The sequence below is a fragment of the Burkholderia sp. Bp9012 genome, assembly GCF_003853825.1.
Taxonomy (GTDB): Bacteria; Pseudomonadota; Gammaproteobacteria; order Burkholderiales; family Burkholderiaceae; genus Burkholderia; species Burkholderia diffusa.
Genome location: NZ_QTQA01000010.1, coordinates 243,707 through 256,820, shown reverse-complemented (window position 1 = coordinate 256,820; position 13,114 = coordinate 243,707). Strand labels below are relative to the sequence as shown.

The following is a 13,114-nucleotide window of genomic DNA, read 5'->3' as shown; positions in this document are numbered from 1 at the left end:
CGTCACACGGTGAGTACCAGGGTGCCGATGCACGGCGCGACGTAATTGGCTTCATGACACGGTCGCGGTTTTCCGCTACAACACTGAGGTGCTGCGTCGACCGACGCGGTGTGCCACCGCGCCGCAGCTCGTCACCGACACCCGCCCGGGTGGCCGGCCGGCACGTATGTTCACTTACCTCAAAGGAGCCTGCAGCCATGCCGTACATCACCACGAAGGACAACGTCGACATCTTCTACAAGGACTGGGGCCCGAAGGACGCGCAGCCGATCATGTTCCACCATGGCTGGCCGCTGTCTTCCGACGACTGGGATGCGCAGTTGCTGTTCTTCGTTCAGAAGGGCTATCGCGTGGTCGCGCACGATCGCCGCGGCCACGGCCGGTCGGCGCAGGTTTCCGACGGCCACGACATGGATCACTACGCGGCGGACGCGTTCGCGGTGGCCGAAGCGCTCGACCTGCGCAACGCGGTTCATATCGGTCACTCGACCGGCGGCGGCGAAGTCGCACGCTACGTGGCCCGCCACGGCGAGCCGGCCGGACGTGTCGCGAAGGCGGTGCTGGTCAGCGCGGTGCCGCCGCTGATGCTGAAGACGGACGCGAACCCGGAAGGCCTGCCGCTCGAGGTCTTCGACGGCTTCCGCAAGGCGCTCGCCGACAACCGCGCGCAGTTCTTCCTGGACGTGCCGTCAGGTCCGTTCTACGGCTTCAACCGGCCGGGCGCGGTGGTGCATCAGGGCGTGATCCAGAACTGGTGGCGTCAGGGCATGATCGGCAGCGCGAAGGCGCACTATGAAGGCATCAAGGCGTTCTCGGAAACGGACCAGACCGAAGACCTGCGGTCGATCTCGGTGCCGACGCTTGTGCTGCACGGCGAAGACGATCAGATCGTGCCGATCGCGGACTCGGCGCTGAAGTCGGTCAAGCTGCTGAAGAACGGCACGCTGAAGACGTATCCGGGCTATTCGCACGGGATGCTGACGGTCAATGCGGACGTGCTGAACGCCGATCTGCTCGCCTTCATCCAGTCGTAACGCTAGCGGCGCATGCCCGCTTTCGCGGGCTGAGCCGCGCCGACCGGTCACGCCGGTCGCCTCGGCGCCGATTTGATTCGGTGTCCTGTGCGTTGCGCGGAGCGGGGACACCGCGTCGACTTGAGTCTGCGCGGTGTCGTCTTGCCGCTGAACCGGTGCGTCGGCGGCAACGCGCGTGCAGCCGGGTCGCGCCGCGCGCGTCACACGTCACGCATTGTTTGCGGCGCTGTCGCCGACATCGCCTTCGATCGCGGCCATTAGATCGTCGACGCTCACCATCAACGCTCGAACCTGCCGCAGCGATTCGTACTGATGCAGCACTGCGCGCCATGACGGTAGTTCCAGCAACGCTTGCCATACGGCGCCGAGGCCGTGCGGATCGGCATCCGCGTGCTGCGCCAGCGCGCTCGCGTATTCAAGGCTCGCCGGCGCCGACAGCAACTGCATCCGGCTTGCGGCCCCCAGCAGGCGCGGCGCGGGGTCTGCCGATGCATCGCAGCAGTACAACACCTCGCGTTGCAGTGACGCGTCGTCGATCGTCAGTGCGTGCAGCGACGCACCGTGCAGGCGTACCGCGCCTTCGCGCGTGTCGAACGTGTAGACAGTGTCCGGATCGGCTTGTGCGAGCAGGCTCAGGCCGCGCAGCAGGCGCGGCAGGTCGGTGGTCGCGGCATCCGCGGACGCTTTCGCTTCGACGAGAAACAGGACGTGCCACGCGGCCGACGGATCGTCGCCGCGCGCGCGCTCGAGCAGCACCGCATCCCACTCGGTTTTCGCGCGGTCGTGTTTGCCGGGTATCGAGGCCGGCACGCGCATCGACGTGACCACGCGATACGTGCGGTGCGCGTCGCTCGCATCGAGCTGCGCGGCCAGGGCGTCGAGCGCCTGCGCGGCCAGCGCTTCGACGGCCGCGCCCCGCTGTTGCGACGTGACGCCTTGCGCGACGGCGAGCGCGCTGCCTTCGAGCGGACCCTGGCGGCTCCACAGCGTGCGGTACCGCTGGACGTCCGGATCCGGCAACAATGCGTCGAGACGCTGCAGCCGGGCAAGCGCGGCGCTGTCCTTCAGTTTGGCGATGTCCTGTTCGAACGCGGTGTCGGCCGCCGTCTCCGGTTGCGCGAGCAAGTGGCGCAGCGCGGCATCGAGATCGTCCCACGACGCGCCCGCCGCGGCCGCATGCAGCCGTGCGAGCGGCTCGCGTTGCCATGCCTGCGCACGCCGTTCGAGCCTGGCCGGATGCGCGATCGTGTTGACGGCCGAACGCAGCGTGCGCCGATCCTGCTCGGCATGCGAGGCGAGCGATGCGTATTCGCGCACGGCCGGGGCACCATGTCGAAGCACCGCGGCCTGGAATGCGGGGTCGCCGGATCGTGCGTCCATCGCGTCGCCGATCATCCGCGCGAGCGCGTCGATGAACCGGCGTTGCAATGCCGGGGCGGGCGTGAGGCCGTCGGCGTGCATCCGGCGCGCTTCCTCGATCACGATGGCGATGATGGCGGCCGGGTTCGCGGCATCGGTCAGCGACGATGCGCGCACGAACGGCGGCAGCCGGTAGCGGCGATCGACTGTGCTCAGGACTTCGTCCAGCAGGGCAGGCAACGGTGTCGGCGGCATGGCGAGTGACGGGAGGGGCACGCGGTTCGCGCGTGACGGGCGATGTGCAACGGTATCACGCAGTGCCGACATGCTGCATCGTGTGCCACGGCGAAGCCGCCGTTCGCGTGGCGCGGGCCGTGCCCGACGTGCGTTACGCGTGGAGCGCTTCGATCTGCTTGCGTGCGTTCGCCAGCCCCGCTTCGAAGCCGTGCGGCTTCATGTCGAGGCCCTCCGCGTAGACGAACCGGACTTGATGGATGCCCATCAGGCCCAGCACGGCACGCAGGTACGGCGTGACGGCGTCGGTCGGCCGGCCGACGTGCACGCCGCCGCGCGAACTGAACACGATCGCGTCGACGCCTTCGACGAGCCCCATCGGATAGGTGTCCGTGTAGCGGAACGTCACGCGTGCGCGTGCCACCAGGTCGAACCAGTTCTTCAGCTGGGTCGGCACGTTCAGGTTGTACATCGGTGCGCCGATCAGCAGCAGGTCGCTGCCCTTCAGTTCGGCGACGAGCTCGTCGGACAGCGCGACCGCCTGCCGCGCACGCTCGCCCGGATTCTCCGCGCCGCGCAGCGCATGGAACAGTTCGCCGTCGAGCACCGGCAGGTCGAGATCGACGAGATCGCGCACGACCACGTCGTCCGCGTGCCCGCTGGCCTTGCGTTGCGCGAGGAATGCGTCGATCAGCGCGTTGGTTTGCGACTGGTCGCGGTTGATGCTGGACTTGAGTACGAGAATGCGGGCCATCGGGACCTCTCCGTTCATATATGAACAACGGAGCCGATCGTATCATCCACTTTTTGTCTCAAAAAGCGATAAGATTTCCCGTCAATGTAGACTTTATCGATCCAATTGCATGCGAAACAACCTCAACGGCATCGCCGTGTTCGTTGCCGCGGCGGAAGCCGACAACTTCGCGCAGGCCGCCGAGACGCTGCACATCACGCGTTCTGCGGTCGGCAAGAGCATCGCGCGACTCGAGGCGCGGCTGGGCGTCGTGCTGTTCCAGCGCACGACGCGCAGCCAGAGCCTGACGGACGAGGGCGCGTTGTTCTATGAATACTGCCTGCGCGCGGTGGAGGAGATCCACGCGGGGGAGGCGCTGCTCGAAAGCGGCAAATGGCAGATGAAGGGGCGGCTGCGCGTGTCGATGCCGGCGCTGTTCGGGCATCTGTGCGTCGCGCCGATCCTGATCGGGCTGGCGCGCGACCATCCCGAACTCGATCTCGACCTGTCGTTCAGCGACCGGACGATCGACCTCGTCGAGGAGCGCGTCGATCTGGCGGTGCGGGTCGGTGCGCTGCCCGACAGCAGCGGCCTCGTCGCGCGTGCGCTCGGCGAGCACAAGATGGCCTTTTGTGCGTCACCGGCGTATCTGGCACGCTGCGGTGAACCCGCGACCGTCGACGCGCTCGCGCAGCACAAGGCGCTGGCCTATACGCGTTACGGTCAGATGCATCGCTGGCAAGTGGTCGTCGGTGGCCGGACGGAGGAGTTGCAGCCGACGGCCCGTCTGCTCTCCGACGATTTGCGCGCGGTGCTGGACGCGGCTGTCGCGGGGCTCGGTGTCGCGTGGCTGCCTTACTGGCTGGTGCGCGACGAGATTCGCCGCGGCGCGTTGCGCGAGCTGCTGCCGGATCAGCCGGGCGTGACCTATGCGATCCATGCGGTGTGGCCGCATACGTCGCACTTGCCGCTGAAGGTGCGCGCGGCCATCGATGCGCTCGTGAACCAGTTGCCGGCGCGACTGGCCGAGGTGGAGGCGCAGGCGTAGCGTGCGGCGAGCCGCGCATGCGGCAGGCTCGCGGAAACGGCGCGACGTGCCGGCGGCCAGCGATGAATATGTGACGGGTGTCGGCCGGCGTGAGTCGTTCAGCGCGACGATGCCGACACCCCGCTGCGCGCCGACGACGATACGCGCCGCGTTCCCCACCGCCGGCCGTCAGGCCGTCAGCGTCACCGACAGGCTGCCGAGTTCGCCGAAGCGCACCGTCAGCGCGTCGCCGATCGGCACGTCGATCGCGCCCGCATACGACCCGGTCGTTACGATCTGGCCGGCACGCGCGCCGTCGCCGCGCGATGCGAGGAAATTGACCAGCCACACGAGCGGCTTGAGCGGATCGCCGTCCGGATGACGGCCGTCGATCGTGCGATTCAGCGCACCTTCGAACGACAGCGCGAGCGTCTCGAGCGGCACGTTCAATCCATCGGGCACGACGGGACCCACGCACAATCCCTGGTTGAACTGCCCGTCGGCGAGCAGTTCGAACTTCGACGCGCGCGCGGGCTCCGCATAGCGGCAACCCAGCACCTCGAGCACGATGCGCACTTCGCGGATCGCGCCGCGCACGTCGCTCTCGTCATACGGCTGCGCGCGCGCGGGCAGGTCGCGATCGAGCACGAACGCGATCTCCGGCTCGATCCGCACGATCGGGCCGCCGACGACGCGATACGGCACATCGGCTTCGCGGATCGTCGACGCGAAGATCGGCGCGACGATCACGCGGTCGGGCGGCGGCAGCGCGCATTTCCATCCGCCGATGGCTTCGCCGAGCAGGTCGGCGACGCGATGCTGGATCGCCAGCGCGGTATCGACGCTCTCGGGGCGCAAGGCGTCGGGCAGCAGCGGGCCGGGCACGCCGGCATGGCGGGCGGCGACGAGATGCTGGGCGGCGCCGTCCACGCGTTCGGTAGTCGTTGTCATGTCGGTTGAGCGAGTTGAAAGTGAGCCGGCAAAAAAAGGGCCGGACGAAGGTCGCAACGTCGATGATAGCGCTTTCGGCGGCATGGCCGCCCGGTTGCCCGGCGCGGCCTCGGGGATGGCGCGCCGATTTTTGCGCGTGGCGCTTTGCCGCACGCCGCGTTTTGGGTGGATTTTGATCGCCGTCAAGCTTCCAGCCGGCCGTCCGCCGATGATGGGGACATGGCCACGCGCGACCGCGCGCGGCAACTCACCCCAGCGAGGTTCGCATGTACAAGAAGATCATGGTGGCCGTCGACGGCAGCGCTTCGTCGAAACAGGCGCTTGCCGAGGCAATGAAGGTGGCACTGGCGGGCGACACGCACGTCAGCGTCGTGTACGTGGTCGACAAGTCGGTGCTGTTTACGTACGCGGGTCGTTTCGATCCGCATGCGCTCATCGAGGAAATCCGCGACGACGGGCGCAAGGTGCTGCGTGAAGCCGAAGAGGTCCTCGCGCGGGCCGGCGCGAAGGGCGAGGGCGAACTCGTCGAGACCGAGAGCATTGGCGAGGACGTCGCGGAACGCCTGCAGCGTTACGTCAAGGAGCGCGGGATCGACCTCGCGGTGGTCGGCACGCACGGGCGGCGCGGCATCCGGCGCGTAGTGCTCGGGAGCGTCGCCGAGCGCTTCGTGCGTGGCTCGAAGTGCCCGGTGCTGCTGATTCGCGGCGACGATGCCGGCGAGCCGGCTTCCGCCGCGGCAGCCTGATCTGGCGGACGCGCGATGATACGTCGTCAATACCGAATCGTCGTCGCGGCGATCGCCGTGTTCGTGTCGCTCGCGGGGATGATGTCCGTGGTGACCGGGCTGCTGTTCGACGAAACGATCGCGCTGCGTGGCGGCGCGGTCGCGTTGATCGTCGGCGTGGCCTGCTTTGTCGTCATGCTCAACCCGGGGCCGAAGGGCGAGGGGTGACGCGCGGCGCTTCCTCGGTTTCATGCAAGACCGGCAATCGCCGCAGCAGCACCGCCGGTCCGTCTTTCCGCCTCTCTCCGTCCGTCATGTCCGGCGCATTCGCGTCATCCTGCCCGGCCGGCATTGCCCTGGCCGGCATCTCCCGTCTCATCGATTCCGCATCAGGCAGCGCACGCTTTGATTGAATGACTCGCGCATGCGCGAGCACGCCGCTGCTTACCTCATCGCGGCGGTCGAGTCCTGTCCTCGCAGCTTTCCTTCGGTGGCGCACCCGCATTGATCCGGCCTGACACGGCAACCGTTAGCGCGCGCGTGGCAGCGACCCGTGCGTGATCGCATCGCGCCGCGAAAGCGCGTGATGTCGTGACAAAGCGGCTCACATGCATGACCGTGTGATCGAGCGCCGGCCTGCAACCCGTCAAACCCGTTTCGAAGTCCTTCGTGAAGGCGGGAGCCGCGCGGCGATTCCAGATGGCAAACACCGGTTGATTCAACGCCGCACGGTGCAGGTGAATCCCGAGCCTCGCTCCGGCTACGAATGGCCGCGATGGACGAACGCGTGATGCGAAGGTCCGGTGCCGGGCATGCCATTAGCGCTCCTGAATCGATCCCCATTTAATACCGATGCGTGCGGGGGCAACGATATCGTGATTTGTATCAAGTCGTGATATGTCGATCCGAAAGAGAATTCATTCGATCCGGACGCAAGGGATGGAACCGGACGCCACGAGCCGAATGCCGATCGTCCTTTACATCCGGAATATCACCTCCTTAAATACTCAGGGTCTGCGAAAAGACCGGAAAAACGAGATCCCCATGAGCCATTTCCTGGATAGATTGCGTTATTTCTCCACCACAAGGCCAACATTCTCCGACGGACATGGCGCCGTCACGGACGAGGACCGCAAATGGGAAGACGGCTATCGGCTGCGCTGGCAGCACGACAAGATCGTCCGTTCGACCCATGGGGTGAATTGCACGGGTTCGTGCTCCTGGAAGGTCTATGTGAAAGGCGGGATCGTCACCTGGGAAACGCAGCAGACCGACTACCCCCGCACGCGCCCCGACATGCCGAACCACGAGCCGCGCGGCTGCTCGCGCGGCGCTTCGTACTCCTGGTATCTGTATAGCGCGAACCGTCTCAAGCATCCGATGGTGCGCAGTGCGCTGGTGAAGCTGTGGCGCGAACGCCGCCGCACGCTCGCGCCGGTCGACGCATGGCGTTCGATCGTCGAGGACGACGACGCGCGGCGCTCGTATCAGAGCCGACGCGGGCTCGGCGGTTTCGTACGCGCCAGCTGGGACGAGGTCAATGAGATCGTTGCGGCCGCAAACGTTTACACGGTCGAGCGGCACGGCCCCGATCGCGTCGTCGGCTTCTCGCCGATTCCGGCGATGTCGATGGTGTCGTACGCGGCGGGCTCGCGCTACCTGTCGCTGATCGGCGGCGTGTGCCTGAGCTTCTACGACTGGTATTGCGACCTGCCGCCCGCGTCGCCGCAGACCTGGGGCGAGCAGACCGACGTGCCGGAATCGGCCGACTGGTACAACTCGACGTTCATCATGATGTGGGGCTCCAACGTCCCGCAGACCCGCACGCCCGATGCGCACTTCCTCGTCGAGGCGCGCTATCGCGGCACGAAGGTCGTGTCGGTGTTCCCCGACTACTCGGAAGGCGCGAAGTTCGGTGATCTGTGGCTGCATCCGAAGCAAGGCACCGACGCGGCGCTCGCGCTCGCGATGGGTCACGTGATCCTGAAGGAGTTCCACCTCGCAGGCAAGAGCGACTATTTCATCGACTACTGCAAGCGCTATACCGACATGCCGGCGCTCGTGCGCCTCGTGCCGCACGGCGACGGCTACGTGCCCGAGCGCCTCGTGCGCGCGTCCGATTTCGACGACGCGCTCGACGAGGCTGCACATCCGGACTGGAAGACAGTGATGATCGACGACGCGACCGGCGAATTCGTCGTGCCGGTGGGCTCGATCGGCTTCCGCTGGGGGCAGCAGGCCAAGGACGGATCGAGCGACAAGGGCAAGTGGAACCTGCGAGGCGAGACGTCGAAGGGTGCGGCGCTGTCACCACGGCTGTCCTGCACGGCCGGGCACGACGACGTGGTCGACGTGCTGTTTCCGTACTTCGGCAACCAGCCGCACGCGCATTTCAACTCGACGCAGCACGGCTCCGAGCTGTCTCGCCGGATCGGCGTGCGGCGCGTCGCGACGCGCGACGGCGAGATGCTGGTCGCGACCGTCTACGACCTGTTCGTCGCGAACTACGGGCTCGACCAGGGGCTGGGCGGGCGCGACGTGGCTGCGAGCTACGACGACGATCTTCCATATACGCCTGCCTGGCAGGAAACGATCACGGGCGTGAAGCGCGCGGACGTGATCTCGGTCGCGCGGCAGTTCGCGGAGAACGCGCACAAGACGCAAGGCAAGTCGATGGTGATCATCGGCGCGGGGATCAATCACTGGTTCCACATGGACATGTCGTATCGCGCGATCATCAACATGCTGATCATGTGCGGCTGCGTCGGCAAGCCGGGCGGAGGCTGGTCGCACTACGTGGGCCAGGAGAAGCTGCGTCCGCAGACGGGCTGGACCGCGCTCGCGTTCGCGCTCGACTGGAACCGGCCGCCGCGGCACATGAACGCGACGTCGTTCTTCTACGCGCACACCGATCAGTGGCGCTACGACACGATGGACCCGGGCGCGCTGCTGTCCCCGCTCGCGGACAAGACGCAGTTCCACGGTTCCCCGATCGACTACAACGTGCGCGCCGAACGGATGGGCTGGCTGCCGTCCGCGCCGCAGCTCGCGGTGAATCCGCTGAAGGTCGGTGCGAGTCTGGGCGACCCCGCGCAGGCCGGCGCCGAGGTCGCGCGGCATCTGAAAGCCGGAATGCTGCGGATGGCGTGCGAGGACCCGGATTCCCCCGACAACTTCCCGCGCAACCTGTTCGTGTGGCGCTCGAACCTGCTCGGTTCGTCGGGCAAGGGCCACGAGTATTTCCTGAAGCACCTGCTCGGCACGACCAACGGCGTGCAGGGCGACGACCTAGGCGCGACGGGCGGCGCGCGTCCGGAGGAAGTGAAGTGGCACGACGAAGCGCCGCGCGGCAAGCTCGACCTGCTCGTCACGCTCGACTTCCGGATGTCGACCACCTGCATGTATTCGGACGTCGTGCTGCCGACCGCGACGTGGTACGAGAAGGACGACATGAACACGTCCGACATGCACCCGTTCATCCATCCGCTGTCGGCAGCGGTCGATCCCGCATGGGAATCGAAGAGCGACTGGGAAATCTTCAAGGGGATCGCGAAGCGCTTCTCCGAGCTGTGCGACGGGCATCTTGGCGTCGAACGCGACGTCGTCCTCGCGCCGATCGCGCACGATACGCCGGGCGAACTCGCGCAGCCGTTCGACGTGCAGGACTGGAAGCGCGGCGAATGCGAGCCGGTGCCGGGCCGCACGATGCCGTCGGTGATCGCGGTCGAGCGCGATTATCCGAATACCTATGCACGCTTCACGTCGCTCGGCCCGCTGATGGACAAGCTCGGCAACGCGGGCAAGGGCATCGGCTGGGACACGAAGGACGAAGTGAAGCTGCTCGGCCAGCTCAATTACCAGGTCGCCGGCGGCGCCACGCAGGGGCGCCCGCGCATCGACACCGCGCTCGACGCCGCGGAGGTGATTCTCGCGCTCGCGCCGGAGACCAACGGCGAAGTCGCGGTGAAGGCGTGGCGCGCATTGTCTGGCATTACCGGCATCGACCACACGCACCTGGCCGCCGCGCGCGCGGACGAGAAGATCCGTTTCCGCGACATCCAGGCGCAACCGCGCAAGATCATCTCGTCGCCGACGTGGAGCGGGATCGAATCCGAGCACGTGTCGTACAACGCCGGTTACGTGAACGTGCACGAACTGGTGCCGTGGCGCACGCTGACGGGCCGTCAGCAGTTGTACCAGGATCACGCGTGGATGCGCGCGTTCGGCGAGTCGCTGTGCGTGTACAAGCCGCCGATCGACACGGGCAGCTATGCGCACATGGTCGGCAAGCGCTCGAACGGCAATCCGGAGCGCGTGCTCAACTTCCTGACGCCGCACCAGAAGTGGGGGATCCACAGCACGTACACGGACAACCTGCTGATGCTCACGCTGTCGCGCGGCGGCCCGATCGTGTGGATGTCGGAGGACGACGCGAAAGCGATCGGCGCGGTCGATAACGACTGGATCGAGTGCTACAACTCGAACGGTGCATTGTGCGCGCGGGCGGTCGTGAGCCAGCGGATTCCGTCCGGGATGGTGATGATGTACCACGCGCAGGAAAAGATCGTGAACACGCCGGGCTCCGAGATCACCGGCACGCGCGGCGGCATTCACAACTCGGTCACGCGCATCGCGCTGAAGCCGACCCACATGATCGGCGGCTACGCGCAGCTGTCGTACGGCTTCAACTATTACGGCACGGTCGGCTCGAATCGCGACGAGTTCCTGATCGTGCGCAGAATGAGCAAGATCGACTGGCTCGACGGCGAGGAAGCCGCGGTCGACCCGACCACACAGGCCGTACGGGATGGAGAAACGTCATGAAGGTACGCGCACAGATCGCGATGGTGCTGAACCTCGACAAGTGCATCGGGTGCCATACCTGCTCGGTGACCTGCAAGAACGTGTGGACCAGCCGCGAAGGGATGGAGTACGCGTGGTTCAACAACGTCGAGACGAAGCCGGGCATCGGCTATCCGAAGGACTGGGAGAATCAGGACCGCTGGCGCGGCGGGTGGCAGCGCCGTGCGGACGGCCGGATCGAGCCGCGTATGGGCGGCAAGTGGCGGCTGCTCGCGCAGATTTTCGCGAACCCGCACCTGCCCGAGATCGACGATTACTACGAGCCGTTCACATTCGACTACGGCCATCTTCAGGAAGCGGGCAACACGCGCGCGATGCCGGTCGCGCGGCCGCGCTCGCTGATCAGCGGCCAGCGGCTCGAAAAGATCGAGTGGGGTCCGAACTGGGAGGAAATCCTCGGCGGCGAGTTCGAGAAGCGCGCGAAGGACTACAACTTCGAGTCGGTGCAGAAGGAGATCTACGGGCAGTTCGAGAACACCTTCATGATGTACCTGCCGCGCCTCTGCGAGCACTGCCTGAATCCGGCGTGCGTCGCGTCGTGCCCGTCGGGTTCGATCTACAAGCGGGAGGAAGACGGCATCGTGCTGATCGACCAGGACAAGTGCCGCGGGTGGCGCATGTGCGTGTCGGGCTGCCCGTACAAGAAGATCTATTACAACTGGCAGAGCGGCAAGGCCGAGAAGTGCATCTTCTGCTATCCGCGCATCGAGGCCGGCCAGCCGACGGTGTGTTCGGAAACCTGCGTGGGCCGCATCCGCTACCTCGGCGTGCTGCTGTACGACGCCGACAGGATCAGTGAAGCCGCGAGCGCGGAGAACGAAAAGGACCTGTACGAAGCGCAGCTGTCGCTGTTCCTCGATCCGGAGGACCCGGCCGTGATCGCGCAGGCCGAGCGCGACGGCGTGCCGGCCGCGTGGCTCGACGCCGCGCGGCGCTCGCCGACCTACAAGATGGCGATCGACTGGAAGATCGCGTTCCCGCTGCATCCGGAATACCGGACGCTGCCGATGGTGTGGTACGTGCCGCCGCTGTCGCCGATCAACTCGGCCGCCAACAGCGGCGCGCTCGGGATGAACGGCTATCTGCCGGACGTCGAATCGTTGCGTATTCCGCTGCGCTATCTCGCGAACCTGTTGACGGCGGGCGACGAGGCGCCCGTGAAGCTCGCGCTCGAACGGCTGCTCGCGATGCGCGGGTTCATGCGCGCGCGCCACGTCGACGGTGTCGACGCGCGCGGCGTGCTCGACCAGGTCGGTCTGTCGCTTGCGCAGGTCGAGGAGATGTACCGCTATCTCGCGATCGCGAACTACGAGGATCGCTTCGTGATCCCGACGACGCACCGCGAGTATGCGGAAAACGCATACGATCTGCGCGCGTCGTGCGGCTTCTCGTTCGGCAACGGCTGTTCCGACGGCCGTTCGGAGGGCAGCCTGTTCAGTCCGAAGAAGGGCACGAAAACCATTCCGATCCACGAGGCGTCCCGATGAGCACCGCACCCGATCCGACCTACGCGGCGTTCGCTGCGCTGCTTGACTATCCCGACGATGCGCTCGTCGACGTGCTCGACTCGATCGAAGCCCACCTGCGCGAATGCGCGCGCGTGCCGAAGGCGGTGCGCGCGGGCCTCGACCGCTTCTTCGCCTACGTGCGCGAGCGTGACTTGATGACGCTGCAGGAGAACTACGTCGCGCTGTTCGATCGTGGCCGCGCGACGTCGCTGCACCTGTTCGAGCACGTGCACGGCGAATCGCGCGACCGAGGGCAGGCGATGGTCGACCTGCTGCAGATGTACGAGCGGCACGGGTTGACGTTGAATCCGGGCGAGCTGCCCGACTACCTGCCCGTGTTCCTCGAATACCTGTCGCGGCTGCCGGCGACCGATGCGCGCAACCTGCTCGGCGAGACCGGCGAGATCCTGCGCGCGTTGGCCGGCCAACTCGCGCAGCGCGGCAGCCATTACAGCTTCGTTGTCGGCGCGCTGCTGCCGATGGCCGGCCTCGCGTCGGTCGACGCACCGGCGGCCGCGGACGACGACGTCGCAGGCGAGCGGCCGAGTGCCGACGACTACCGCGCGCTCGACGCGTCGTATGCGGACGAGGCAGTGCGCTTCGTCGGCGCGGCAACGCCGGCCGAGCAGACGGTGCGGTTCCACGACAAGCGGCCGGCCCGCAGCGCATAAGCGCGGGCT

The 13,114-nt window shown here is 66.7% G+C and carries 10 protein-coding genes; 7 read left to right on the top strand and 3 right to left on the bottom strand.

Annotated features, from left to right (window positions below):
* Positions 1 to 197 precede the first annotated feature (197 nt).
* Positions 198 to 1,034, top strand: a complete 837-nt coding sequence (locus DIE11_RS16455) for an alpha/beta fold hydrolase (RefSeq protein ID WP_059605832.1) — start codon at positions 198 to 200, stop codon at positions 1,032 to 1,034.
* A 207-nt stretch (positions 1,035 to 1,241) separates the two neighbouring features.
* Here DIE11_RS16455 and DIE11_RS16450 read toward each other — a convergent pair whose 3' ends face one another.
* The gene (locus DIE11_RS16450; RefSeq protein ID WP_059605990.1) at positions 1,242 to 2,648 is read right to left on the bottom strand and encodes a hypothetical protein; all 1,407 of its coding nucleotides are present in this window, start codon (positions 2,646 to 2,648) and stop codon (positions 1,242 to 1,244) included.
* A gap of 133 nt (positions 2,649 to 2,781) precedes the next feature.
* A complete protein-coding gene (locus DIE11_RS16445) occupies positions 2,782 to 3,381 on the bottom strand; it encodes an NAD(P)H-dependent oxidoreductase (RefSeq protein WP_124625536.1) in 600 nt (199 codons plus the stop codon).
* A gap of 109 nt (positions 3,382 to 3,490) precedes the next feature.
* On the opposite strand from DIE11_RS16445, the gene DIE11_RS16440 reads away from it, so the two are divergent.
* Complete coding sequence (locus DIE11_RS16440) at positions 3,491 to 4,408, top strand: LysR family transcriptional regulator (protein WP_124625534.1); 918 nt, start codon at positions 3,491 to 3,493, stop codon at positions 4,406 to 4,408.
* Between the two features lie 168 nt (positions 4,409 to 4,576).
* Here DIE11_RS16440 and DIE11_RS16435 read toward each other — a convergent pair whose 3' ends face one another.
* Positions 4,577 to 5,338 carry a 2-keto-4-pentenoate hydratase gene (locus DIE11_RS16435; RefSeq protein WP_124625533.1) on the bottom strand — a complete coding sequence of 254 codons (762 nt, stop codon included), beginning with the start codon at positions 5,336 to 5,338 and terminating at the stop codon, positions 4,577 to 4,579.
* Positions 5,339 to 5,604: 266 nt separating this feature from the next.
* Between DIE11_RS16435 and DIE11_RS16430 the strand changes: the two genes are divergently transcribed.
* From DIE11_RS16430 to narJ, 5 genes are all read left to right on the top strand, one after another.
* A complete protein-coding gene (locus DIE11_RS16430; protein ID WP_059605845.1) occupies positions 5,605 to 6,084 on the top strand; it encodes a universal stress protein in 480 nt (159 codons plus the stop codon).
* A gap of 15 nt (positions 6,085 to 6,099) precedes the next feature.
* Positions 6,100 to 6,291, top strand: a complete 192-nt coding sequence (locus tag DIE11_RS16425; RefSeq protein ID WP_059605848.1) for a DUF2964 family protein — start codon at positions 6,100 to 6,102, stop codon at positions 6,289 to 6,291.
* A gap of 816 nt (positions 6,292 to 7,107) precedes the next feature.
* Positions 7,108 to 10,887 carry a nitrate reductase subunit alpha gene (locus DIE11_RS16420; RefSeq protein ID WP_124625531.1) on the top strand — a complete coding sequence of 1,260 codons (3,780 nt, stop codon included), beginning with the start codon at positions 7,108 to 7,110 and terminating at the stop codon, positions 10,885 to 10,887.
* The gene (narH, locus tag DIE11_RS16415) at positions 10,884 to 12,413 is read left to right on the top strand and encodes a nitrate reductase subunit beta (RefSeq protein ID WP_124625530.1); all 1,530 of its coding nucleotides are present in this window, start codon (positions 10,884 to 10,886) and stop codon (positions 12,411 to 12,413) included. Before DIE11_RS16420 ends, narH begins: the two co-directional genes overlap by 4 nt.
* The gene (gene narJ, locus DIE11_RS16410) at positions 12,410 to 13,105 is read left to right on the top strand and encodes a nitrate reductase molybdenum cofactor assembly chaperone (RefSeq protein WP_124625528.1); all 696 of its coding nucleotides are present in this window, start codon (positions 12,410 to 12,412) and stop codon (positions 13,103 to 13,105) included. The genes narH and narJ overlap by 4 nt, the downstream gene beginning before the upstream one ends.
* Positions 13,106 to 13,114 lie beyond the last annotated feature (9 nt).